Origin of the sequence: Micromonospora pallida, assembly GCF_900090325.1 — a bacterium.
GTDB lineage: Bacteria > Actinomycetota > Actinomycetes > Mycobacteriales > Micromonosporaceae > Micromonospora > Micromonospora pallida.
Genome location: NZ_FMHW01000002.1, coordinates 7,257,218 through 7,281,060, shown reverse-complemented (window position 1 = coordinate 7,281,060; position 23,843 = coordinate 7,257,218). Strand labels below are relative to the sequence as shown.

Annotated in this window: 18 protein-coding genes; 10 read left to right on the top strand and 8 right to left on the bottom strand. The window is 72.1% G+C overall.

Annotated elements, in window-relative coordinates; translation table 11 throughout:
- Nucleotides 1-73: 73 nt before the first annotated feature.
- From GA0074692_RS31300 to GA0074692_RS31275, 6 genes are all read right to left on the bottom strand, one after another.
- The gene (locus GA0074692_RS31300; protein WP_091651351.1) at nucleotides 74-673 is read right to left on the bottom strand and encodes a GTP-binding protein; all 600 of its coding nucleotides are present in this window, start codon (nucleotides 671-673) and stop codon (nucleotides 74-76) included.
- On the bottom strand, nucleotides 654-1,043 hold the full coding sequence (locus GA0074692_RS31295; RefSeq protein WP_091651347.1) for a DUF742 domain-containing protein: 390 nt from the start codon (nucleotides 1,041-1,043) through the stop codon (nucleotides 654-656). Before GA0074692_RS31295 ends, GA0074692_RS31300 begins: the two co-directional genes overlap by 20 nt.
- Nucleotides 1,033-1,455: a roadblock/LC7 domain-containing protein gene (locus tag GA0074692_RS31290; RefSeq protein WP_091651342.1), complete on the bottom strand. Its 423-nt coding sequence runs from the start codon at nucleotides 1,453-1,455 to the stop codon at nucleotides 1,033-1,035. Before GA0074692_RS31290 ends, GA0074692_RS31295 begins: the two co-directional genes overlap by 11 nt.
- Entirely contained in the window at nucleotides 1,455-3,827 is a 2,373-nt protein-coding gene (locus GA0074692_RS31285; protein ID WP_091651337.1) for a sensor histidine kinase, read from the bottom strand. Before GA0074692_RS31285 ends, GA0074692_RS31290 begins: the two co-directional genes overlap by 1 nt.
- A 234-nt stretch (nucleotides 3,828-4,061) precedes the next feature.
- A complete protein-coding gene (locus tag GA0074692_RS31280; RefSeq protein WP_091651334.1) occupies nucleotides 4,062-5,078 on the bottom strand; it encodes a cupin-like domain-containing protein in 1,017 nt (338 codons plus the stop codon).
- Nucleotides 5,075-5,356: a hypothetical protein gene (locus tag GA0074692_RS31275; protein WP_091651331.1), complete on the bottom strand. Its 282-nt coding sequence runs from the start codon at nucleotides 5,354-5,356 to the stop codon at nucleotides 5,075-5,077. Before GA0074692_RS31275 ends, GA0074692_RS31280 begins: the two co-directional genes overlap by 4 nt.
- A gap of 135 nt (nucleotides 5,357-5,491) precedes the next feature.
- Here GA0074692_RS31275 and GA0074692_RS31270 point away from each other — a divergent pair, with 135 nt between their 5' ends.
- Both GA0074692_RS31270 and GA0074692_RS31265 read left to right on the top strand, forming a co-directional pair.
- Complete coding sequence (locus tag GA0074692_RS31270) at nucleotides 5,492-7,429, top strand: sensor histidine kinase (protein ID WP_091651327.1); 1,938 nt, start codon at nucleotides 5,492-5,494, stop codon at nucleotides 7,427-7,429.
- Complete coding sequence (locus tag GA0074692_RS31265; protein ID WP_091651323.1) at nucleotides 7,426-8,082, top strand: response regulator; 657 nt, start codon at nucleotides 7,426-7,428, stop codon at nucleotides 8,080-8,082. The genes GA0074692_RS31270 and GA0074692_RS31265 overlap by 4 nt, the downstream gene beginning before the upstream one ends.
- 65 nt (nucleotides 8,083-8,147) lie before the next feature.
- Here GA0074692_RS31265 and GA0074692_RS36620 read toward each other — a convergent pair whose 3' ends face one another.
- The gene (locus GA0074692_RS36620; protein WP_281199078.1) at nucleotides 8,148-8,282 is read right to left on the bottom strand and encodes a hypothetical protein; all 135 of its coding nucleotides are present in this window, start codon (nucleotides 8,280-8,282) and stop codon (nucleotides 8,148-8,150) included.
- Here GA0074692_RS36620 and GA0074692_RS31260 point away from each other — a divergent pair.
- From GA0074692_RS31260 to GA0074692_RS31240, 5 genes are all read left to right on the top strand, one after another.
- Complete coding sequence (locus tag GA0074692_RS31260) at nucleotides 8,272-8,949, top strand: periplasmic substrate-binding domain-containing protein (protein WP_091651318.1); 678 nt, start codon at nucleotides 8,272-8,274, stop codon at nucleotides 8,947-8,949. The genes GA0074692_RS36620 and GA0074692_RS31260 overlap by 11 nt on opposite strands.
- Nucleotides 8,950-8,962: 13 nt before the next feature.
- Complete coding sequence (locus GA0074692_RS31255) at nucleotides 8,963-10,048, top strand: hypothetical protein (protein WP_091651315.1); 1,086 nt, start codon at nucleotides 8,963-8,965, stop codon at nucleotides 10,046-10,048.
- A gap of 219 nt (nucleotides 10,049-10,267) precedes the next feature.
- Nucleotides 10,268-10,636, top strand: coding sequence for a hypothetical protein (locus GA0074692_RS31250; RefSeq protein ID WP_091651311.1), 369 nt, complete (start codon nucleotides 10,268-10,270; stop codon nucleotides 10,634-10,636).
- Between the two features lie 615 nt (nucleotides 10,637-11,251).
- The gene (locus GA0074692_RS31245) at nucleotides 11,252-12,595 is read left to right on the top strand and encodes a hypothetical protein (protein ID WP_141725455.1); all 1,344 of its coding nucleotides are present in this window, start codon (nucleotides 11,252-11,254) and stop codon (nucleotides 12,593-12,595) included.
- Nucleotides 12,582-13,304: a class F sortase gene (locus GA0074692_RS31240; protein ID WP_091651305.1), complete on the top strand. Its 723-nt coding sequence runs from the start codon at nucleotides 12,582-12,584 to the stop codon at nucleotides 13,302-13,304. The genes GA0074692_RS31245 and GA0074692_RS31240 overlap by 14 nt, the downstream gene beginning before the upstream one ends.
- 66 nt (nucleotides 13,305-13,370) lie before the next feature.
- On the opposite strand, the gene GA0074692_RS31235 is transcribed toward GA0074692_RS31240, so the two are convergent.
- Nucleotides 13,371-18,437, bottom strand: coding sequence for an NAD-glutamate dehydrogenase (locus GA0074692_RS31235; RefSeq protein WP_091651302.1), 5,067 nt, complete (start codon nucleotides 18,435-18,437; stop codon nucleotides 13,371-13,373).
- A gap of 262 nt (nucleotides 18,438-18,699) precedes the next feature.
- Here GA0074692_RS31235 and GA0074692_RS31230 point away from each other — a divergent pair, with 262 nt between their 5' ends.
- From GA0074692_RS31230 to GA0074692_RS31220, 3 genes are all read left to right on the top strand, one after another.
- Nucleotides 18,700-20,655 (top strand): penicillin-binding transpeptidase domain-containing protein, encoded by a 1,956-nt coding sequence (locus tag GA0074692_RS31230; RefSeq protein ID WP_091651300.1) that lies wholly within the window; start codon nucleotides 18,700-18,702, stop codon nucleotides 20,653-20,655.
- Nucleotides 20,656-20,731: 76 nt separating this feature from the next.
- The gene (locus GA0074692_RS31225) at nucleotides 20,732-21,223 is read left to right on the top strand and encodes a hypothetical protein (protein WP_141725454.1); all 492 of its coding nucleotides are present in this window, start codon (nucleotides 20,732-20,734) and stop codon (nucleotides 21,221-21,223) included.
- The gene (locus GA0074692_RS31220) at nucleotides 21,220-23,820 is read left to right on the top strand and encodes an ATP-binding protein (RefSeq protein WP_141725453.1); all 2,601 of its coding nucleotides are present in this window, start codon (nucleotides 21,220-21,222) and stop codon (nucleotides 23,818-23,820) included. The genes GA0074692_RS31225 and GA0074692_RS31220 overlap by 4 nt, the downstream gene beginning before the upstream one ends.
- Nucleotides 23,821-23,843 lie beyond the last annotated feature (23 nt).

Sequence of the window (23,843 nt, the reverse complement as noted above, 5' to 3'; positions counted from 1 at the left end):
CCGGGTCGATCCCACCAGCCTTCCCGCGATCACCCGTCGGTGAACCCGGTTCCCGGATTTTCCGCCCCGGCCCCTATCCGGCGACCGTCTCGCCGCGCTGGGCGGCGACGTGCTCCACCAGGGCGACCAGCACCAGCTTGCCGGACTGGCGGTCGCGGGCGTCGCAGAGCACCAGCGGCACGTCCGGGTCGAGGTCCAGCGCCTGCCGTACGGAGTTGAGGCTGAACCGGCGGGCCCCGTCGAAGCAGTTCACCCCGACCACGAAGGGGATACCCCGCTGCTCGAAGTAGTCCACCGAGGGGAAGCAGTCGGCCAGCCGACGGGTGTCGGCGAGCACCACCGCGCCGAGCGCGCCGAACGCGAGTTCGTCCCAGAGGAACCAGAACCTGTCCTGCCCCGGCGTGCCGAAGAGGTAGACCTGGAGGTCCTCGTTGATGGTGATCCGACCGAAGTCCATGGCGACCGTGGTGGTGTTCTTGCCCTCCACGCCGTATGTGTCGTCGGTCCCGATGCTGGCGCTGGTGAGCACCTCCTCGGTCTGCAACGGACGGACCTCGCTCAGCGCACTCACCAGGGTCGTCTTGCCGGCACCGAAGCCTCCCGCGATCAGGATCTTCAGTGCCAGCGGAACCCGCTGGCCGGCTCCGTCACGGTCAGAGTGCACGGAGTCCATTCGCCACCGCCTTGAGGATGTTGTCGTCGGGAAGGTACGCAGTGGTCGGCGGCTCGTGCACGGTGACGAGTCCGCCGGTGAGCAGGTCGCCGAGGAGCACCCGGACCACGCCGATGGCGAGGTCGAGGTGCGCGGCGAGTTCCGCCACCGACACCGGCTCGGCCGCCAACTCCACCAGGTGTCGGTGTTCCGGGTGCAACTGGGGGTGGCCGTCCGGGTCGACATCCCCCGTGGCCAGCACGAACGCGACCAGGTCGAACTCACCGACGGCGGGCGCCACCCGACCGCCGGTGACCGCGTACGGGCGGACGACGGGCCCGGCCTCGTCGTCCAGCCACTCGTGCCGGGGCCCCGGCGACTCAGCCTGCATCGAGCACGCCCGCGGCGGATCGGGACGGGGTACTCAGCGTCTCGCCGACCCGGTTCACCAGCATCGCCATCTCGTAGGCGACCAGGCCGATGTCCGTGTCGGCGTCACTGAGCACGGCCAGGCACGCGCCCCGGCCGGCGGCGGTGACGAAGAGGTACGCCGACTCCATCTCGACCACCGTCTGCCGGACCGGACCGGCGGCGAAGTGTCGACTTGCTCCCTTCGCCAGGCTGGCGAAGCCGGACGCCATGGCGCAGAAGTGCTCGGCCGCGTCCCGGTCCAGCCCGGCGGAGGAGCCCACGAGCAACCCGTCGGCGGAGAGCACCACCGCCTGGCGCGCAGCCGGTACCCGGTCCACCAGTTCGTCCAGCAGCCAGTCGAGATCGGCCGCCTGCCTCGTGGGTTGCACCACTACCCGTCCCTTTCCGTTCCGCTGACAGTTTCGACGGTCGCTTCGCCGGGCCGCACCCGGGGTAGCTCCGTGGTCGGTTGGTCCGCCGTCGGACCGGCCGGCACGACCGGCATGGTCGGCACCGTGGGCGCGTCGACACCCTCGGTGGACGGGATCGGGTAGGCGGTCCCGCGTCGCCCCCGCTCGGTGCCGGACTGGAGCGCCGTCATCGCCGCCCGTACCTGCTCCGGCGTGCGCGCCGTCGGCTCGGCGGTGACCGGCCGCCGGGGCTGTCGGGCCGGGCCACGTTGCCGGATCCGGCGGGGCAAGCCGTCCGGGCCGACCGGTAGCTCCGTCGCCCCCAGCCGCGCCGGCGCCAGCGGCACCACCGAGGGGGACTCCGACCGCCGACGGGTCGAGCGGGCCGGACGGGGCCGGGGTAGGGTGCTCAGCTTCGTCACCTTGGCCATCCGCTCCGGACCCGACCGGTCGTCGGCCGGCCGGGGCGGCTCGGCCGTCACCAGTTCGGACGGCAGGAGCACGACAGCGGTCACCCCGCCCCGCGCGCCGGGCCGCAGGCGCACCTGGACACCGTGCCGGGCCGCGAGCCGCGCCACCACGAAGTGACCGAGTCGGGCGCTGACCGTCGGGTCGAACTCCGGGGAGCGGGCGAGCTGGCGGTTGGCCTCCTCGATCGCGTCGGCGGTCATCCCGAGGCCCTGGTCGGCGACCTCGACGACGTACCCGTGGGGCAGCAGCTCGCCGCGGACCTGCACCCGGGTGCGCGGTGACGAGAAGGAGGTGGCGTTCTCGACCAGCTCGGCCAGCAGGTGGATCGCGTCGCCGACGGCCCTACCGACCACCGCGGCGGGCCGTACCAGGGTGATGTCCACCCGGTGGTACGCCTCGACCTCGGAGATCGCGCCCCGGATCACGTCGAGCACGGGGATCGGGTTGCGCCAGCCCCGCCCCGGGGCCGCCCCGGCGAGAATGACCAGGTCCTCGGCGTGCCGACGCATCCGGGTGGCGAGGTGGTCAACCTGGAACAGTTCGGCCAGTTCCGTCGGGTCCTCGGTTCGGCGTTCCATCCGGTCGAGCAGGGCGAGTTGCCGGTGCACCAGCCCCTGGGTGCGCCGGGCGATGTTCAGGAAGACCTCGTTGAGCCCGTGCCGCAGGGCCGCCTCGTCCACCGCCGACCCGACGGCGGTCCGTTGCACGGCACCGAACGCCTGCCCGACCTGGCCGATCTCGTCGGTGCCGAACTCCGGAAGGAGCGGGGCTTCCCGGACGACATCGACCTCCTCGCCCCGGCGCAGCCGGGCCACCACGTCGGGCAGCCGCTGCTCGGCCAGCTCGGTGGCGGCCGTCCGGACCCAGGTCAACCGCTGGACCAGCGAGCGGCCGACCCGGAGCGCCACGGTCAGGGAGACCACGACGGCCACCAGACCGAGCAGCCCGGCGGCGGCGAGCCGGGCGAGGATGCCGAGGGCCGCCGGCACCGACCGCTCGGTGAGCGCCTTCGCCTCGGCCAGCTCGAAGTCACGCAGGTGGCGCTGGACGACGTCGTGGGTGGCCTGCCAGGTCCGCGCGTCCACCGGCGGCGGGGCGTCCGGGTCGGCGGCGATCAGTTCGTCCTGCATCTGCCGTAGCCGGAGGAAGTCCTCGCCCTCGATGAGGTGGTGGAAGGCGCTACGGGTGGGGCCCGGCAGGTCGTCGACGGCGATCGCGGTGGCGTACCGGTGCTGGCCGATGGTCTGCACGAGCGCGGCGTGCTCGCCCCGGGCGAACCGGCCGGCGGCGAACGCGCCGGCCGCCAGCGAGTCGGTCTGGCCGAGCAGGTCGCGGGCATGCCCGAGCGAGCTCAGCGCCCGCGCCTGCCGGTTCAGGCCACGGTCCGGTAGGGCAGCCATGGCGGAGAAGGTCTGGAACGTCGCGGTGAGCATTCCGGTGTAGAGACCGTGCGCGCTGGCCCGGTCCAGCTGCCGCCGGTCGATGAGCTGTCGGCCGGCGGGGAGCCCTTCCAGGGCGGTGAAGAGCCGGTCGACGCGGGCGTCGACCAGGTCGTCGGCGGCGTCCCGCAGGTCCTTGCTGCCGGCCCGTTGTCGCAGCTCGGCCACTGCCCGGTCGGTCCGCGGCCGTTGGTCGCGCAGTTCGGCCACCTCGCCGGCGCTGGCGAGCTGGATCACCGAAAGCCGGCGCTCCCGTTGCAGCTCGACCACCACCCGGTCGGCGGGCATGCCGAGCTCCCGCAGCAGGGTGCCGGCGGCGAGCAGGTCGAGAGCGGGGCCGAGAGCCAGGGTGGTGGCGAAGATCCACAGTGTCAGCAGGGCGGCCACCGGGACGACGACCAGCGCGGTCAGCTTGGTGCGGATCGGCCAGTCGCGGGAGTTCAATCAGCACCTCGCCCGGAGGGTGTAGCAGGAGTGGCGCCGGCAGCCGGCCGGGCAGCACCGCCCGACGTACCGGGCTCCGGTACGAGCACCTTGGGCAGGATACGTAATCGTGCGCTGATGCACTACCGTCCGCTCGGTTCCGGCCGGACCAGCTCCACGATGGACACGGGTACGCGGACACCCCGTCACGGGTGCGACGGGGTGTCCGGTGACGCGTTCCCGGTCGAGTACCGGTCAGTCGTCCTGGCCGGCGGCGGGCGGGGTCGCCATCTTGTGGTTCTGCCCCGGCGTGCAGAAGTGGTGGAACGTGACCGTGGCGCTCACGTCCAGCGCCTCCACCCAGTGCCACCAGCCCACCGGGACGAGCAGCATCTGACCGGGTTCCAGGACGGTTTCCAGCACGGTCGCCTCGGCGAACCGCGGGTGCCGGACGGGGTCCGGGTTGGCCGCGTCGACCGCGCTGAACGTGCCGCCCCGGGGGTAGACGAGGTGTCGTTCGTACGACGGCACGAGCCGGACGTGCTTGCGGCCGAACACCTGGCAGAGCAGCACGCTGCTGTTGTCCACGTGCAGCGGCGTGACCGTGCCGGCCGGACCGAGCAGCAGGTGTCCGACGGCCGTCGGATCCACGATGCCCGCCGGGTGCCGCACGTCGGCGGCGAGTGGCCGCAGCGGCCCGGACCAGTTCTCGTTGCGGGGGACCATGTAGTAGTCGTTGGTGCGGACGCCGGAGCCGAGGGCCGCCAGGTAGTCGCGGAACGACATGGTGGTGCGGTGCCGGTCGTACTGCCAGGCGTGGTCCGGGTTGGCGTCCCGACCGGTCATCACCTCGACCTGGGCGTCGCCGCACGCCGTGGCCAGGCTCTCCAGCGTCCAGTCGAGGGCGGGCCAGTCCGTCATCATGCCGTCGAGCACGACCGGGCGGTTCCCGAAGTAGTACCGGGAGAAGAACTCCTCCGGGGTGAGGTCCGCGCGGTGCTCCAGGGTCCGTCCCCCGTCGCTGTTGCGCAGCGACCGGTACGTGTCCAGCACGGACTCCATCCAGTCGTAGCGCAGCGCGAGCCGGCGACACACGGCGAAGTACGGATGGTCGGTGAGTTCCGCCAGTTCCGCGTCGACGGCGTCGGCGTCCCCGCACCCGGCGACGGCGGCCGCCCGCGCCTCCTCGACGGAGGCACCCATGGCCAGGTTCTCGGCGAGCCACTCCCGCCAAGTGCCGGCGAGCCGGGTGGGGGCGTGCAGCGTCGTCATGCCGCTGCGGGCGCGGCGGTGAGCTGCACCGTCCGCACCATCTCCTGGCAGGTCGGGTACGAGTTCTTGACGTGGGCCGGGAAGTGGTCGGCGGCCGGCGGCGGGGTGAGCCGCGCCTCACGGGCGTACTCGTAGCAGTTGACGTACGAGTTCTTGACGTGGGCCGGGAAGTGGTCGGCGGCCGGCGGCGGGGTGAGCCGCGCCTCACGGGCGTACTGGTCGCAGTTGATGTAGGAACCCTTGACGTGGGCCGGGATGTGGTCCGGAAGAGAGGTCATGACCGACAGTCAACGGGCCGCGCCGTCCCGGTCACCAGGGACCGGTGTCCCGTTCCGGCCGGGACACCCGGGATCATCCGAACGGCCGAACGGTGATCTGCGGCTGCCGGCGACGATCGACACAGTGGAGGGACCATGTCGACTCCCCGCACGTCCGACCGGATCGCCGCCTGGGTGGTCCTCGCCGTCACCGTCGGGTGCACCACCGGCGCGATCCTCGCCTGGTGTGTCGCGCTGCCCGCGTTCACCGACACCCAGCTGTACTCGCTGGTGGACCTCATGGACGGGATCGTCTACGGCGGCGTCGCCTGGCTCGTGCTGAGCCGGCGGCGGACCGGCGGCCGGCTCGCCGGGTGGATCGTCGCGGCCGCCGCGGTCGGCGGATCCCTGTCCGCGTTCGCCGCCCAGTGGGGCCTGCTGTCCACCGGCCCGTACTGGCTGCTGTCCGCGCACCACTGGGCCTGGGTTCCCGGTCTGTACGCGCTGGTCGTGGTGATGCCGTGGCTGCTGCCGGAACGGCCGCCGACCCGCGTCGAGCGGGTCGCGGTCGCCGTCGGCCTCGGGTACGTGGCCCTGACGTCGGTCCTCGTGCTGACCGCGCCGCCGCCGCGCGGGCTGGTCCCGCTCGGGCCCGCCGCCACGGCGGTCCGCGCCGCGCTCGCCGAGCCGGCCGGGTACGCCCTGGTACTGCTCGGTCTGCTCGCCGCGGCGGCCTGCGGTTGGCGCTGGCGGTACGGCCCGCCGGAGCAGCGCCACGGCATGGGCTGGGCGACCGCGGGTAGTACGCTGCTGACCCTCGCGTTCCTGGTCACCGTGCTGCCGCCGGTGCTGCCCGCCTCGGTGCCCGCCCTGCTGATGCTCGCCTCGCAGGCGTTCTTCCCGGCGGCGGTCGCCGTGGTGGTGCTCCGGCAGCAGATGTGGGGCCTGCGGTTGGCGGTCCGGCGGGCCCTGGTGTGGTACCTGTTGACCGCCGGGGTGATCGCCGGGTACGCCGCCGGGGTCACCGTGCTCGACCGGGTGCTGCCCGACGCATCGTCCGCGCCCCGGATCGTGGTGACCGCCGTCATCGCGGTCGCCTTCCAGCCGGTGCGGCAGTGGGTGCAGCGTGGCGTGGACCGGCTGGTGCACGGCGAGAGCCCGGAACCCCTGATGCGCCGGGTCGCCCACAGCCTGGACAGTTCCGCCGAGCTGGGTCCGGTGATCGCCGCCGCGCTGCGCCTCGCCGAGGTGCTGGTCACCGCCGACGGGCCCGAGCCGCCCCCGCGCGCCGGAGGGACGCCGGTGACCGTGCCACTGACCAGCGGGGGTCGCCAGGTCGGGTACCTGCACGCCTGGCCGCGGCCGGGGGAACTGCTCGGCGGCCGGGTCGCCGAAGCGCTCACCGGGCTCGCCCCGGTGGTCGCCGCCGTGGTGGATCTCGCCCGGACCAACGAGGAGCTGACCCGCTCGCGGCGGCGGCTCGCCGAGGCCCGCGACGAGGAGCGCCGGGCACTGCGTCGGGACCTGCACGACGGGCTCGGCCCGGCGCTCAGCGGCATCGGTCTCGGCCTCGCCGCCACCCGCAACCTGCTGCACCGCGACCCGGCCCGCGCGGACGAACTGTTGGAGCGGCTGATTGCCGAGCTGACCACACGCGCCGAGGACGTCCGGGATCTGGCGCACGGCCTGTTGCCGCCGGTGCTCGCCGACGGCGGCCTGGAACCTGCGGTGGACACCCTGCGCGACCAGTACGCGCGGGCCGGGCTGGACGTCGCCGTGCACGTCCCGGTGCCGCTCGACCCGCTGCCCGGCTCGGTCGCCACCGCCGCGTACGGGGTGACCGCGGAGGCGGTGCGCAACGTGCACCGGCATGCCGGGGTGGACCACTGCACGGTCACCCTGGACCGGCGGCCGGACCTGCTGCGGATCATCGTCACCGACCACGGTCAGGGGCCACCCGTCGGGCCGACCCGGGGCGTCGGCCTGCACGCGATGCGGGAACGGGCCGACGGCATCGGTGGGACACTCACAGTCGGCCCGGCCGACCCGCGCGGCACCATGGTGCGGCTGACCATCCCCCTGGAGTTGTCGTGAGCGCACCGATCCGGGTCGTCGTGGTGGACGATCACCCCGTCTTCCGGCTCGGCATGACGGCGTTGCTGTCCACGCTCGACGGTATCGACTGCGTGGGCGAGGCCGCCGACGTGGCGACCGCGTTGCAGGTCGTCACCCGCGTACGGCCCACGGTCGTGCTGATGGACCTGCACTTCGGGCAGGGGTCCGGCGTCGAGGCGACCCGGGTGCTCACCCGCGACCACCCCGACGTCGGCGTGCTGGTCGTCACCATGCTCTCCGACGACGCGTCGCTGGTCGCGGCGATGCGCGCCGGGGCCCGTGGCTACCTGCTCAAGGGCGCCAGCGCCGCCGACGTGGAGCGCAGCATCCGTGCGGTGGCCAGCGGGGACCTGGTTCTCGGCGCCGCTGTCGCGGGTCGCGCCGCGATGCTGTTCCGCGCCGGTCCCGGCCAACCGGAGCCGTTCCCGCAGCTCACCGACCGGGAACGGGAGATCCTCGGGCTGCTGGCCCGGGGCCTGCCCAACGCCGGGATCGCGCAGCGGCTCGGGCTGAGCCCCAAGACGGTACGCAACAACGTCTCCGCCATCCTGGTGAAGCTTCAGGTGAACAGCCGTGCCGAGGCGATCACCGCGGCCCGGGACGAGGGACTGGGCACCCCTTCGTCCGGGTGACGCCTCGGCGTGCCCGATGGCGGCAAACCGGCATAACTCAGCCCAAGCCAGCTTTCTTGAATCAATCAGGTTTTCGCGGAAGATCCGCATGTCGGCTCGGTCATGTCGGGCGCGTCAGCGGGAAAGTAGGCGCAATCGGGATTGGCGATCAGGTCGACGCGGGAATAGCTGGTGGCGAAGGAGGAGGCCATGTCGCCCACGCAGATAGTCGTCATCGTTCTCGTCGTACTCCTGATCGCCGCCGCCGTCGCGCTGGCCGTGCCCGCGAGTCGGCGCCGGCAGTTGCGCCGCCGGTTCGGCCCGGAGTACGACCGGCTCGTCGCCGAGCGGGCCAGCCGCAGTGAGGCGGAGAAGGAACTCCGCGACCGCGAACGCCGGCACGCCGAGCTGACCCTGACCCCGCTCAGCCCCGAGTCGCGCGCCCGGTACACGGCCGCGTGGGAGGAGGTCCAGCTCCGCTTCGTGGACACCCCCGCCGAGGCGGTCGGCGAGGCCGACGCGCTGGTCGCCCGGCTGGTCGCCGAGCGCGGCTACCCGACCGGGGACTTCGACGAGCAGGCCGCCCACCTCTCCGTCGCCCACGCCCGCACGCTGACCCGTTACCGGGAGGCGCACGAGATCCACCTGCGCAACGAGCGCGGCGAGGCGAGCACGGAGGAACTGCGGCAGGCGGTCGTCCACTACCGGGCGCTCGTCGCCGACCTGCTCGGCACCGAGCCCGTCCCGGCCCAGCCGTCGACGCCACACCGCACCGAGCCGGTCGCGGCCCAGCCGCCGGCGCAGCGCACCAAGACCGAGACCCCGGCCCAGCCGCCGGCGCAGCGCCGCACCGAGACCGAGACCCCGCACGACGTCACGAGCCGCTGAGGAGGCCGTTGCCATGCGCCAGCAGGAGCAGCAGACCGACCAGACCGAGGTCGTCCGTTCGGAGCCGGTGCCGATCCCACCGCCGGTCGCCACGGTCGACCGCCACGGCAACCGTGCCGGGCGGACCGAGGTGCCCGAGGACGCGCTCGACGACCGGGGCACCTTCGACGACCCGACCGGGACGGCCCGCCGGAACGGGAGCACCTCCGACGACGACGCCGTGGCAGACCGGCGGGAGCGGGGCCACCGGAGTCCTGCCGGCGCCGGTGCGGGACCCCGGGACGACCGGGATGGGGCCGACGGGCGGGCGGACTTCCACCCGCCGGGCCCGGTGCCGACCGCCTTCGGCGCGACCACCGTGGGCGGAGCGGTGGCCGCCTCGGCGCTGGCCAGCCCGATCCCCGCCGACGAGCCGGACCCCCGCGAGGAACGCACCGCGCGCCCCGGCGACGGCGCGGTCGGTGAACGGCGGGTCGACGGCCGCGCGGAGCCCACCCGGTTGCTGCACGGCCACCACCGCGCGCAGGTCACCGACGAGGCCGAGCCGGCCGTCCGGCACCGCGACGACGCGGCCGCCGACCGCCGCCCGGCCGCGACCGCCGCCCACCGGGACACCGGACCGCACTCGGACACCGGACCGCACTCGGACACCGGATCGCACCGGGACACGGGGGTACGCCGGAACGCCACGGCCGACGGTGCCGGCTACGGCAGTCCGGCCCCGGCGATGGTGGACCCGGACACCGCCCCGACGACGGCGGCTCCCACCGGTGCTCCGGACACGCTCACCGCCGCCGGTACCACCGGTTCCTCCGCGTCCGCCCTAGCCGAGCCGGCCACGCTCTTCGCCCCGGGCGCCGCGCAGGGGTTCCGGGACCGCTGGCGGGACGTCCAGCTCCGCTTCGTCGACGATCCCAAGGCGGCGGCCGGGCAGGCCCAGGGCCTGGTGGAGGAGGCGATCAACGCGCTCGCCACGGCGCTGGCCGAGCAGAAGAACCGGCTCGGCGGCTGGCAGGACGACGGCTCCGCCGACACCGAGCAGCTCCGGCAGGCGGTCCGCCGCTACCGCGACTTCCTCGACCGGGTCCTCGGGCGGTAACCCGACGGCCGGCGGCCAGACCGCCCGGTCCCGGCGACGGGGCCGGGCGGCCGGCCGTGGTGGCGAAGCCAAACTGCCCGGTCCCGGTCCCGGTCCCGGTGGCGGGGCCGGACGGCCGGCCGTGGTGGCGGGGCGGGCAGCGGTCGGGCGCATGGGGTGGGCTCTGCGGGGTACGCGAGAGGTTTCAGGTAACGCGCCTGGCGACAGGAGGGCAGAACCATGACGGATCGCGACCGCGCCGCCGACCGGCCGCTGGAGGAGAGCCCCGAGGTGGCCGCCGCGGTGGACGACGAGACGACGGTGCCACAGCTGGTGACCGGTGGCGGCCCGGACGAGGACACCCCGGCCTTCGTGACGCCCGGCGAGACCCCGGTGGAGCGCGCCGGCGCCGACGAGCTGATCGGTGACCCGTACGCCGGCACCAGCGGCGAGGGCCGCGTGTCCCTCCGTACCGGGGCGGAGCAGCCCTGGGACCCGGAGGACCTGGCGGCGGCCCGGGGCCAGGACCCGGACCGGAAGAACGTCGAACGGGCCCGGCGCGACCTGGAGCGGGACGGCCGGGCAGCGGTCGAGCGCACCGTGCCCTGACCTCGTACGAGCCCCGGCCGAGCCACCCGGTCGGCCGGGGCCGCGCGGGCGGCCTCCACCGCCGTACGACCCCGAGGCGGCGTTCCGAGCCGTCGACGTGACCGTCCAGGCCGGCCGTCACGCCCGGACCGGTGAACCGGTCCGGGTCACCCCAGCTGGTCGTCCCGCCCGGCCGGCCGGATAGCGCCACCCCAGGCTAACGCCGCGCCTGTTTCCCACCGTGCCGCCGAAGGCACGGTGGCCGTTCTGTTTCGGCCCTCCGCTCCGGACCGCCGTAGCCCGTTACCCGGGTCGTCACCGTTCCCCGCCGGGTAACCCACGCTCCTTTTTGCCGATCTCGCGGTGTCCGGGCCGGGGGAAGGCGCAGTATCGCCGAAAGGGAGTGGATCAACGCGAAGGCAGATGGGAGCGCTCCCGTCCGTTCCGGGCGATCGGCCGGTAACGACGCGTCGCAGGACCGGAAGAGCGGAACAGCCTGTACCACTCTGATCCCCCGATAGCCGAACCCACTCCTAAACACGAATCTTTCCCCGCAGAGTTCGCGAATCGGTCTAACGTCTGACCTAGCTCGGCTTCCGCCGGGTCAGGACGAAAAGGGATGGAGTGACGCAGGTCATGGCTATCAACAAGCTCGGGAAGGTCGTCGCAGGCGCCGCCCTCGGCGGGGCCTCCTTGCTGGTCTTCACGCCGGGGATCGCCTTCGCCGACAACGGCGGCGGGCACGACGACCACCACAAAAAGGGCAAGGTCTACGCCGATCCGCACGCCGTGAAGCCGGGCCACGATGTCTGGTTGATCGAGGTCTGCACGGAGCGCCAGGAGCACGCCGTCGTCTGGTCGGAGGTGACCGGCAAGGTCAAGCTCCACCCCCGGGACCACCACAAGAAGGACGGCAAGCACGACTGGAAGGGCGGCGGACACGACTGGAAGGGCGAGGAGTCCGGCAGCGGCGAGGAGTCCGGGGGCGACTGGTCCGGCAAGGACAAGGACCACAAGGGCAAGGACAAGGACCACAAGGACTCCGGCGGATGGGACGGCAGCGGCTCCCAGGACGACGGCGGATGGGGGAACGACGGGGGCTGGGGGAACGGCGGCAACACCGGGAACGGCAGCGCCACCGCGCCGAACGGCAACGCCACCGAGAACGGCAACACCACCGCGCCCAACGGCAACGCCAACCAGAACGGCAGCACCACCACGCCCAACGGCAGCACCACCACGCCCAACGGCAACGCCACCACGCCCAATGGCAACGCCACCGAGAACGGCAACACCACCGCGCCCAACGGCAACGCCAACCAGAACGGCAGCACCACCACGCCCAACGGCAGCACCACCACGCCCAACGGCAGCACCACCACGCCCAATGGCAACGCCACAGAGAACGGCAACACCACCACACCGAACGGCAACGCCAACCAGAACGGTGCCCCGGCCGGTAGCGGCTTGTCCAACGAGGGCAACCAGTCCGACGGGTGGGGCGACTCCGCCGACGAGGCCGGGCAGCCGAGCATGAACGGCGCTCCGGGCGGCGCGGGTGCCGGCGACGAGGTGAAGGACAAGGACGAGGAGGCCAAGAAGAAGGCCGACGAGGAGAAGAAGAAGGCCGACGAGGAGGCCGCGCGGAAGAAGACCGACGCCGAGGCCGCCGCCACCGGGGAGGAGGCTGCCGAGGAGGAGTCCGCCGAGGAGAAGTCGTGGCACAAGGAGCCGCGGTTCGTGTACTACGGCCGGGCCGAGATCCCGTGGGACGCCGAGCCGGGCAAGTACGAGCTCAAGGGCTCCTGCGGCGAGGGCACCCTGATCGTCACGCCTCGGGGGCACGTCAACGGCGGTGACGGCGGCGCCACCGGTGGCGTCGACCGCGATATGACCACCGGTGGAGCGGCGATGCTCGGTGCCGCCGCGCTCGGCGGCATCGTGCTGATGCGCCGTCGTCGGGCCGATGAACTGGTCTGACGTGAGGACGTCCGCCGGCGGCCGTCACGGGGTACCGTGGCGCGCCGCCGGCGCGGCCGTGGTGGTGGCCCTGATCGGGGTCATCGGTGCCGGACTGCTCGGCATGGGACTGACCGCATCGGAACCGTCCCGGCCGCCGCAGCCGGTGGTCGGGGCGGCCGCATCCGGCGCCGGCACCGAACCGGAGGCGACCTACCCGGACCCCACCGATCTGGCCAGCGACCTCGACCCGGACACCGATCCGGGGGCGATGGCCCCGTCCGAACCGACCACCATCTCCATTCCCCGAATCGGGGTGGACGCCAGGATCATGTCGCTCGGGGTGGAGGCGGACGGCACCGTGCAGGTGCCCCCGCTGGAGCAGGCGCAGCTCGCCGGCTGGTACCGGCTCGGTCCCACCCCCGGCGAGATCGGCAACGCGGTGATCGTCGGGCACGTCGACTCCAGCTACACCGGCCCGGCCGTCTTCTTCGACCTCGGCGCGCTGGTGCCCGGCGACACCATCTCGGTCGCCCGGAAGGACGGCAGCTCCGCCGTCTTCAAGGTCGACCTGGTACGGGCGTACCCGAAGACGGAGTTCCCGTCCGACCTGGTCTACGGCTACAACGACCGGGCCGCGCTGCGGGTGGTCACCTGCGGCGGGCAGTTCGACGAGGACACCCGTAACTACCCGGACAACATCATCGTCTTCGCCACCCTGGTGACGTGAGGGGGTGGCGGACGAAACGCGCCACGCGCCCGGTGACCGTCCCACCGGGCGCGTGGCGCGTCCGGCTCAGCTCGCCGAGGACGTACGCACCAGCGTACGGATCTGCCGGAGCAGGACGGAGAGCGCGGCGAGGTCCGCCCGGGACTCGTCGAACTCCCCCATCGCCCGGTTGGCCCGGTGGATCGACACGGCGTTGGACTCCTCCCAGACCTGCACCCGCTCCTGCGGCGGCAGGGCCGCGTCGGTGGAGTCCAGCACCTCGCTGGTGAGCGCGGCCAGGGCGGCGTAGAGGTCGTACCGCAACGCCATCCGGGCCAGGGTCTGCCAGCGGTCCTCCCGGGGCAACAGGGAGATCTTCGACAGCAGCGAGTCGACCCGGAACCGGTCGGAGAGGACGAAGTAGACCGAGGCCACCTCACCCACGTCCCGGCCGGTCTGCGCCGCCGTCTCCACCACGTCGAGCAGGCCGAAGCTGTACATCAGCCGGGTCGCCTGCTCGGCCAGGTCCCGGGGCAGCCCCCGCTTGGCCGTCATGTCGACGTGCGCGGCCAGGGCCTCCCGTTCGGCACCGTAGAAGAGGTGCTCCAGCTCCGGCAGGAGACGCGCCACGCCGTTCCGCAGACGGGCGATCTCGGCCGGCACGTCGATCGGCGAACGCCGGTTGGTGACCAGCCAGCGCACCGCCCGGTCCAGCAGCCGCCGGGTGTCCAGGTAGCCGCTGGTCTGCAACTCCGGGGCGACCCGGTTGTCCAGCGCCTCGACCGCGTCCCACAGCTCCCCGAGCCCGAAGACCTCGCGGACCACCACGTACGCCCGGATCACGTCCGCCGGGGAGGCCGCCGTCTCCTCGACCACCCGGAACACGAACGAGATGCCGCCCCGGTTGATCGCCTCGTTCACCAGCACGGTGGTGACGATGTCCCGGCGCAGCCGGTGCTGCCCCATCCGGTGGGCGAAGCGCTGCCGCATCGGGGTCGGGAAGTAGTTGACCAGAACGTCGGTCGTCCACTCCTCGTCGGCCAGCCCGTCGGTGAGGATCTCCCGCTCGAGCACGATCTTCACGTACGCGAGCAGCACCGCGAACTCCGGCGCGGTCAGCCCGGACTCGGCCCGGGCGGCCAGTTCCTCGTCCGACGGCAGCGCCTCCAGCGTGCGGTCCAGCGCACCCGAGCGTTCCAGGTCACTGATCATCCGCCGGTGCACCGGCAGCAGCGACGCGGACTGAGCCTGGGCGTTGTTCAACGCCCGCGCCTGGTCGTAGTTGTCCCGCAGCACCAGCTCGGCGACCTCGTCGGTCATCTCGGCGAGCAGCTCGTCCCGCTCCGGGACGGTCAGCTCCCCGTCGGCGACCGCCGTGTTGAGCAGGATCTTGATGTTCACCTCGTGGTCGGAGCAGTCCACCCCGGCCGCGTTGTCGATGAAGTCGGTGTAGATCCGCCCGCCGGCCTGGGCGTACTCGATCCGGCCGAGCTGGGTCCAGCCCAGGTTCCCGCCCTCGCCGGCCACCCGGCAGCGCAGGTCCCGGCCGTTGACCCGGATCGCGTCGTTGGACTTGTCCCCCACCTCGGCGTTGGTCTCGCTGGCCGCCTTGACGTAGGTGCCGATGCCGCCGTTCCAGAACAGGTCCACCGGAGCGGTCAGGATCGCCTTCATCAACTCCGGCGGCGCCATCTGGGTGACCCCGTCGTCGAGGCCGAGCGCCGCGCGGACCTGCGCCGAGATCGGCACCGACTTCGCGGTACGGGAGAACACCCCGCCGCCCTCGGAGATCAGCCCCTCGTCGTAGTCCTGCCACGACGAGCGGGACAGGTCGAACAACCGCTTCCGCTCGGCGTACGAGCTGGTTGGGTCCGGGTCCGGGTCGAGGAAGATGTGCCGGTGGTCGAAGGCGGCCACCAGCCGGATGTGCTCGCTGAGCAGCATCCCGTTGCCGAACACGTCGCCGGACATGTCGCCCACGCCGACCACGCTGAAGTCCTCGGACTGGGTGTCGTGCCCCAGCTCGCGGAAGTGCCGCTTGACCGACTCCCAGGCGCCCCGGGCGGTGATGCCCATCTTCTTGTGGTCGTAGCCGGCCGAGCCGCCGGAGGCGAAGGCGTCCCCCAGCCAGAAGTTGTGCGCGACGGAGATCTCGTTGGCGATGTCGGAGAAGGTGGCCGTCCCCTTGTCCGCCGCCACCACCAGGTACGGGTCGTCGCCGTCGTGGCGCACCACGTCGACCGGCGGCACCACGTCGCCGCTGACGATGTTGTCGGTGACGTCCAGCAGCGCCGAGATGAACTCCTGGTAGCAGGCCACCGCCTCGTCCCGGTCGCCCGGCTTCTGCTTGAGCACGAAGCCGCCCTTGGCACCCACCGGCACGATCACGGTGTTCTTCACCATCTGCGCCTTGACCAGGCCGAGCACCTCGGTACGGAAGTCCTCCCGCCGGTCGGACCAGCGCAGCCCACCCCGGGCCACCGGCCCGAACCGCAGGTGCACGCCCTCGAACCGCGGCGAGTAGACGAAGATCTCGTACTTCGGTCGGGGCGCGGGCAGGTCGGGGATGGCCTGCGGGTCCAGCTTGAAGGCCACGTACGACTTGGGCCGTCCGCCGTCCTCCATCTTCTGGAAGAAGCTGGTCCGCAGGGTGGCCCGGATCAGCGTCAGGTACGACCGCAGGATCCGGTCCTGGTCCAGGCTGGACACGTCGTCCAGGGCGGCGTTGATGGTGTCGACCAGCTCGTCGCCGCGCCGCTGACGCGCCTCGGCGTCCAGCTCGGCCGCCGGGTCGAAGCGCACCTCGAACAGTTCCACCAGCAGGGTGGCGATCCTCGGGTACGCGATGAAGGTGGACTCCATGTAGTCCTGCGAGAAGACCGTGCCCGCCTGGCGCAGGTACTTCGCGTACGCACGCAGCACCACCACCTGCCGCCAGGTCAGCCCGGAGCGCAGCACCAGCTCGTTGAAGCCGTCCACCTCTGCCTCGCCCCGCCAGGCGGCGGCGAAGGCGTTCTCCACGTGCGGGCGCACCTCGGCCAGCTCCTGGTGCCCCTCGGGCAGCCGCAGGCCGAAGTCGTAGAGGTAGATCCGCCCGTCGATCCGGTCCACCTCGTACGGGTGCTCGTCGACCACCCGTACGCCGAGCGAATGCAGCACCGGCAGCACGTCGGAGAGGAGCATCGGCTCGCCGTTGCGGTAGACCTTGAACCGGACGTCCATCGCCTCGTCGGCACCCGCCCGCCCGCCGTGGCGCGGCGCGAGCTGCTTGCGGAACAGGTGCATCTCGAGCTGGCCGGGTTCCTCCAGCAGCTCCAGCTTGGCCAGGTCCTTCATCGCCTCGTACGGCGTGTGCCCGTCCTTGTAGCCCTCCGGGAAGGCGTCGGCGTACCGGGTGAACAGGTGCTTGGCCTGCTCGTCGCCGAGCTTGCGTTCCAGCACCAGCCGGTAGTCGTCGTCCCACAGCCGGGTGGCGTCGGCCAGTTCCTCGGCGAGCAGGTCGGCGTCGACGTCCCCGGGGGGGTTGGTCGGGTCGGTCCGGACGATGAAGTGCACCCGGGCCAGCATCGACTCGGTGACCCGAGTGGTGTAGTCCACCCCGACGCCGTTCAGCTCGCGCAGCAGGATGTCCTGCATGCGCAGCCGGTTCTGGGTGGTGAAGCGGTCCCGGGGCAGGTAGATCAGGCAGGAGAGGAACCGACCGTAGCCGTCCCGCCGCAGGAACACCCGCAACTGCCGGCGGCCGGCCATCCGGAGCACGCCGATCACCGCGTGGTAGAGGTCGTCGGTCTTGATCTGGAACAGCTCGTCCCGGGGGTACGTCTCCAGGATCTGGAGCAGGTCCTTGCCGGAGTGGCTGCGCGGGCTCAGCCCGGAACGCTCCATCACCTCGGCGACCTTGCGGCGCACCACCGGCAGCTCACGCACGCTGGTCCGGTATGCCGCGGTGGAGAAGAGCCCGAGGAAGCGCCGCTCCCCGATCACCTCACCCGCGTCGTTGAAGATCTTGAAGCCGATGTAGTCGAGGTAGGCCGTCCGGTGCACGGTGGCCCGGGAGTTCGCCTTGGTGATGATGAGCAGGCGCTTCTCCAGCACCTTCTCGTGCGCCTCCGGCGTCATCGACGACAGCGTCCGGGGCTCGGTGCGGTCCTGCCGCAGGATGCCCAGGCCGGTGCCGAGCACCGCTTCGAGGGCCTGCCCGCCGGGCCGGTCGCCGTCCCCGCTCGGGATGTCGACGAGCTGGTACTCGCGGTAGCCGAGGAAGGTGAAGTGGTCGTGGGCCAGCCACCGCAGCAGCTCCACCGAGTCGGTGATGTCCTTCTCCGGCACCGGCGGCCGATGCTCCGAGGTACGCACCGCGGCCAGCTCGTCGGCGAGCGCGACGGCCCGCTGGCGCATCTTCGGCCAGTCCTCGACGGCCTCCCGCACATCGGTCAGCACCCGCTTCAACTCGGTGCGCAGCCGGTCCCGCTGGGCCGCGTCCCGGATCGGGTCGATCTCGATGTGCATCCAGCTCTCGACGATGTCACCGTCGATCGCGTCGTCCGGCTCGACGTCCGCCGCCACCTCGGCCAGCCGGCCCAGCGGCTCCCGCCGGACCACCACCAGCGGGTGCACCAGCAGATGCACGTCGAGGTGGTGGGAGTTGAGCAGGGAGGTCACCGAGTCGACCAGGAACGGCATGTCGTCGGTGACGATCTCGATGACCGTGTGGTGCTGCTCGGCGTCCGGTTCGTGGATGCGCAGTTTCAACTCGCCCGGGACCCGCTGCTCGGCCAGCTCCCGGTGGGCCCGGGCCGCGTCGAGCATCTCCTCGGCGGTGAACCCGATCAGCTCCTCGTCCGGCGCGAACCGCCAGAACCGGTCGACCAGGGTAGCCGCGCCATGGTCCCCGCCGGCCAGCGCGACCGCCTGGGCGACCAGGCGCTCCGCGTTGGGTACCGGCTCGTCGAGTTCGACGTCCTCCCCGTCGTAACCCACCGGTGGCAGGCCGGGGTCGATCAAGGTGTCGACACTCGCACCGGACATCCCGGTTGCTCCTGTATGAAGTCGGCCGTACCCGTTACGGTCGGTCGTCGACTCGAAACTGTCATCGCGGCCAGGGCCATCCGGCCGCAGGTCGGGTCCCGGTTTGATCGCCGGACGCCGGTCCATCGGTGCCACTCCCCTCGACCCACCGCGTTGTGGGTCACTCACCGCCCAGCCTAGGCCCTGTCGATCACGTTAGGTGCCGACCATCCACTGGCTGGACGTCCGGTTCGGGACTGTCGCCCATCCACCCGTTGCGGGTTCGAGGTAGCTGGCACACGAATACCCCGACGCGCGACGTTCATCACACCACCAACGGCGGACTTCGTGGGGCCACGGGAGGCGGGTTCGCGTACTACCGTGCAGGTCAGCCGAGATCGGAGGGTCCATGCCACTCACGTACCCGCCCCGGCGGTCGCGTACCCGTCGCCTGCTCGCCGCGGTCTTCGCGGTCGTCGTCACCGGCACCGTACTCGTCGGCTGCTCGGACAGCGACGGGCCGGAGGACAGCGTCGACGCGTTCCTCGCCGGATGGCGGTCCGGGGACCTCCACGCGGTCGGCTTCCGTGACCCGACCGGCGCCCGGGTGCCGGCCGAGCGGGTGGTCGAGGAGATCAGGGAGCTCTCCGGCGCGCTGGCCGACCAGCCGCCCACCCTGCGCCGGTCCGGGGAGCCGACGATCACCCGGGATTCGGCCGAGGGGCGGATCACCGTTGAGTGGACGCTACCGGGCGACACCCGGTGGGCGTACGAGCGACCGATCCGGTTGGTTCGGGGCGGGGACGACGCGTGGCAGGTCATCTGGGAGCCCTCCTTGGTCCACGAGGCGTTGCTGCGCGGCGACCGGCTCGCCGTACGCCGGGTCGTCGCGCCCCGCGCCGCCGTGCTCGACGGAGCGGGCGCGCCGATCGTCGCGGCCCGCCCGGTGGTACGGGTGGGCGTACAGCCCAACGAGGTCACCGACGCCGCGGCACTGGCCCGCCAGTTGGACGCCGCGTTCCGGGCCATTCGTCCGGCCATCACCCCGCCGGTCGACGTGTCCGACCTGCCCAAGCAACTGGCCGACGCGAAACCGGACGCGTTCGTCGAGGTGGTCACCCTGCGCGCGGAGGCGTACCAGCAGATCCGCCCGCGCATCTACGACCTGCCCGGCACCAAGTTCCGGGAAGAGAAGCTGGAGTTGGCGCCGACCCGGGAGTTCGCCCGCGCCCTGCTCGGCTCGGTCGACCCGGCCACCGCCGACGACCTGGCCGCCAAGCCCGACGTCTACGCCGAGGGTGACCAGGTCGGTCACGGCGGCCTCCAGGGCCGGTACGACGAGCGGCTGCGCGGCACCGTCGGACTCAGCGTGGGCACCGAACGCCGAGGGTCGGACGGCACCTGGGCCCGGACCGAGACCGAGGTGTTCCGGAAGGACCCGCAGCCTGGAGAGCCCCTCCGCACCACCCTCGACCCGGCGACCCAGAACGCGGCGGACGCCGCCCTGCGGGGTGAACGACGCCGGGCCGCCCTGGTCGCGGTCCGGATCAGCGACGGCGCGCTGCTCGCCGTGGCGAACGGCCCCGGCGCGGCCGGGGAGAACCTCGCGTTCAACGCCCAGGTGCCGCCCGGCTCGACCTTCAAGATGGTCAGCACGCTCGGCCTGCTCGACCGGGGCGCGGTGACCCTGGACGGCCCGGTCGACTGTCCGAAGACCTTCACCGTCGACGGCCGGACCTTCAAGAACTCGGACAACTTCGCCCTGGGCAAGGTGCCGTTCCGGACCGACTTCGCCAAGTCCTGCAACACCGCCTTCGCCGCGCTCGCCCCGAAACTCGACGCGAACGGCCTCGCCGACACCGGCCGGGCGCTCGGCCTGGAGGCCACCTGGAACCTCGGCGTGGACGCCTTCACCGGCAAGGTCTCCACCGGCGGCTCCCCCGCCGAGCTGGCCGCCGCCGCGTTCGGTCAGGGCACCACCCTGGTCAGCCCGGTCGCCATGGCCGCCGCCACCGCCGCCGTCGCCCGAGGCCGCTGGGAACAGCCGAAACTGCTGCTCGACCCGGCCCCCGGACAGCCCGCGCCGGCCGGCCCGCAACTCACGCCCGAGCATGTCGACCCGCTGCGCACGATGATGCGCGAGGTGGTCACCAAGGGCACCGCCACCGCCCTGCGCGGCGTACCCGGCGACCCGGTGCACGGCAAGACCGGCACCGCCGAGTACGACGACAACCCGGCCAACACGCACTCCTGGTTCGTCGGCTGGCAGGGCGACATCGCCGTCGCCGTCTTCGTCGAGAAGGGCGGCTCCAGCGCCGACTCGGCCGTCCCGATCACCGCCCGCTTCCTCCGCGCCCTCGCCTGAGGGTCGGTCCCCGAGGGCCGCTCCTGGCTCGGCGTGGACGAACCACGTGATGGCCCTGAGCGTCGACAATGGACCTGTGACGACGCGTGGTGGTAAGGGCTGGTGGCTGGCGGGCGTGGCCGTCGGGCTGCTGGTGTGTGTCCTGGGCGTGGTGCTGCTGGTACGGGCGGGGCTGGAGGACGCCGACCGGTGGGCCAGCGTTATCGGGGTGTTCCTGAACCTCGCTGGGGTGAGCGTGGCCGGGTACAGCGCAGTGCAGGCCCGCCGCGCGGCCACTGCCACGCCAGCAGTGGGCGGGGACGTGAATAACCGGATCGGCGGAGGCCAGTTCACCGGCGCAGTGGTGATGGGCCGGGACCTGGAACAGGTGAGCACCACCGGTGAACCGGCACCGGATCCGGCTGCGGGTCGGCCGCCGCTTGCGAGTGGCCCGCAGGCGGGGAACATGTCCAACACGATCGACGACGGCCGGTTCCACGGGCCGGTGGTCATGGGCCGGGACATGCGAGGCATCGTCCTGCCCCCTCCGACCAGCCAACAGCCTGACGCGGACGGAACGGCCCGGTGAGCGCCTCGACTCCTGATCCGCCGGGAGTGTCGAACCGGATCGCCGACGGGGTGTTCTTCAACGCGGTGGTGATGGGCCGCGACATCCAGGTGACCCTGCCGGCGGAGATCCGTCCCGCGTTGACCGGCCTACCCCGCCCGGCCGCGGTGTTCACCGGCCGCGAGCAACAGGTCGACGCCTTGCTTCGGAGCCTGTCCCCTGACGGTGAGGGTGGCAAGGTGCTGGTGTCGGCGGTGGCCGGAATGGCCGGGGTCGGCAAGACCGAACTGGTGGTGCAGACCGCGCAGCGGGCACTACGCGAGTCGGGCTGGTTTCCGGGCGGGGTGCTGTTCGTGGACATGTTCGGCTATGACCCCGACCGGTGTCTGTCCGCCGCTGACGCGCTGCAGGGCTGGTTGCAGGCCATCGGGATCCCCGGCGAACACATCCCCGCCAGCGAGCAGGACCGGGCCCGGCTGTGGCGCAGTGTCCTGGACGCCTACACCAGCCAGGACCGCCGGCTGCTGCTGGTCATCGACAACGCCCGCACCAGGGACCAAGTCGTTCCGCTGCTCCCGGCTGACCCGGCGATTGCGGTGCTGGTCACCTCTCGGCACACCCTGAACATCGACGCCCGCCTGCACGACCTCAATGTCCTCGATTCGGACGCAGCCGTTGCCCTGATCCGCGAGGTCATCGCGCAGCGGCGCGGTGCGGACGATCCGCGCCTGCACGCGCCGGACCAGCAACAGACGATGGCCGATCTGGCCGAGCTGTGCGCAGGTCTACCCCTGGCGTTGCGGGTCGTCGCCGCGCTGCTGGCCGACCGCCCACACCTGCAACCCGCCGCCCTGGCCGACCGGCTCCGCGACGACCAGGCCCGCCTCGACGGACTGTCCCGACAGGAAATCGCGGTGCGGGCCGCGTTCGACCTGTCATACCAGCACCTCACCGACGACCAAGCCCTGCTGTACCGGCTCATGCCGGTCAACCCCGGCCTCGACATCGCCACCGAAGCCGCCGCTGCCCTGACCGACCTGCCCACCGCTCGGGTCGCGGTGCTGCTGGAAGACCTGCACCGCGCGCACCTGGTCGACGAACCGGCCGCCGATCGGTGGCGCATGCACGACCTCGTCCGCCTGCATGCCGCCGGCCAATCCGCCACCAGCCCCGACGGGACCCACACCGCCCGGCACCGGCTGTTCACCCACTACCTGCACGCCACCCAAGCTGCGAGCACCCACCTGGTGCCGACCGGCCCGGCCGACACCACCCGGTTCCCCAGCCGGCAGGACGCCCTGCGCTGGCTCGACGCCGAACATGACAACCTGGTCAGCGCCTGCGTCAGCGCCCCCACCCACGACCTGCCACACATCGCCACCGGCCTCGCGTCCGCGCTCGGCCACTTCCTGTACTTCCGCCGCCACTTCATTGACTGGATCACCGTCGCCACCAACGCACGCGACATCTTTCACCAACTCGGCGACCGCCACGGCGAAGGCGCGACGTGGGGCAACCTCGGCATCGCCCTGCAACAGGTGCGCCGGTTCGACGAAGCCATCACGGCTCACACCAACGCACTCGACATCTTTCACCAGCTCGGCGACCACCACGGCGAAGGCCAGGTGTGGAGCAACCTCGGCATCGCCTTGGCCGAGGTGCGCCGGTACGACGAAGCCATCACCGCCCACACCTACGCACGCGACATCCTCCATCAGCTCGGCGACCGCCACGGCGAAGGCCAGGTGTGGGACAGCCTCGGCATCGCCCTGCAACAGGTGCGCCGGTTCGACGAAGCCATCACCGCCCACATCAACGCACGCGACATCCTCCATCAGCTCGGCGACCACCACGGCGAAGGAACGGCATGGGGCAACCTCGGCGTCGCCCTGACGGAGGTGCGCCGGTACGACGAAGCCATCACCGCCCACACCAACGCACTCGACATCCACCACCGGCTCGGCGACCACCACCGCGAAGGCCAGGCGTGGGGCAACCTCGGCATCGCCCTCCGGCAGGTGCACCGGTACGACGAAGCCATCACCGCCCACACCAACGACCTAGAGATCTGTCATCAGCTCGGCGACCGCCACGGCGAAGGCAGGGCATGGAACAACCTCGGCATCGCCCTCCGGCAGGTGCACCGGTACGACGAAGCCATCACCGCCCACACCAACGCACTCGACATCCACCACCGACTCGGCGACCACCACCGCGAAGGCCAGGCGTGGAGCAACCTCGGCATCGCCTTGGCCGAGGTGCGCCGGTACGACGAAGCCATCACCGCCCATACCAACGCACGCGACATCCTCCACCAGCTCGGCGACCACCACGGCGAAGGCCAGGTGTGGGACAGCCTCGGCAGCGCCCTGCAACAGGTAGGCCGGTTCGACGAAGCCATCACCGCCCACACCAATGCACGCGACATCCACCACCGGCTCGGCGACCGCCACCGCGAAGGCCAGGCGTGGGGCGCCCTTGGCATCGCCCTCGGGCAGGTGCGCCGGTTCGACGAGGCACGTAGCTGTTGGGAGCAGGCGGTGGATGCCTTCATCGAGACCGGAGACGCTGAAAGCGCCACACTGATCCGCACGCTCCTCGACCCACTGGAATCGTGAGGCCCAAGTGGCTGGATGTGGTC

What these genes read in the sequence shown, in the direction of transcription:
- GA0074692_RS31280 (WP_091651334.1), bottom strand. Translation starts at nt 5,078, where the DNA reads ATGACGACGCTGCACGCCCCCACCCGGCTCGCCGGCACTTGGCGGGAG.
- GA0074692_RS31255 (WP_091651315.1), top strand. Translation starts at nt 8,963, where the DNA reads ATGCGCCAGCAGGAGCAGCAGACCGACCAGACCGAGGTCGTCCGTTCG.
- GA0074692_RS31270 (WP_091651327.1), top strand. Translation starts at nt 5,492, where the DNA reads ATGTCGACTCCCCGCACGTCCGACCGGATCGCCGCCTGGGTGGTCCTC.
- GA0074692_RS31245 (WP_141725455.1), top strand. Translation starts at nt 11,252, where the DNA reads ATGGCTATCAACAAGCTCGGGAAGGTCGTCGCAGGCGCCGCCCTCGGC.
- GA0074692_RS31230 (WP_091651300.1), top strand. Translation starts at nt 18,700, where the DNA reads ATGCCACTCACGTACCCGCCCCGGCGGTCGCGTACCCGTCGCCTGCTC.
- GA0074692_RS31260 (WP_091651318.1), top strand. Translation starts at nt 8,272, where the DNA reads ATGTCGCCCACGCAGATAGTCGTCATCGTTCTCGTCGTACTCCTGATC.
- GA0074692_RS31275 (WP_091651331.1), bottom strand. Translation starts at nt 5,356, where the DNA reads ATGACCTCTCTTCCGGACCACATCCCGGCCCACGTCAAGGGTTCCTAC.
- GA0074692_RS31300 (WP_091651351.1), bottom strand. Translation starts at nt 673, where the DNA reads ATGGACTCCGTGCACTCTGACCGTGACGGAGCCGGCCAGCGGGTTCCG.
- GA0074692_RS31235 (WP_091651302.1), bottom strand. Translation starts at nt 18,437, where the DNA reads ATGGACCGGCGTCCGGCGATCAAACCGGGACCCGACCTGCGGCCGGAT.
- GA0074692_RS31295 (WP_091651347.1), bottom strand. Translation starts at nt 1,043, where the DNA reads ATGCAGGCTGAGTCGCCGGGGCCCCGGCACGAGTGGCTGGACGACGAG.
- GA0074692_RS31240 (WP_091651305.1), top strand. Translation starts at nt 12,582, where the DNA reads ATGAACTGGTCTGACGTGAGGACGTCCGCCGGCGGCCGTCACGGGGTA.
- GA0074692_RS31250 (WP_091651311.1), top strand. Translation starts at nt 10,268, where the DNA reads ATGACGGATCGCGACCGCGCCGCCGACCGGCCGCTGGAGGAGAGCCCC.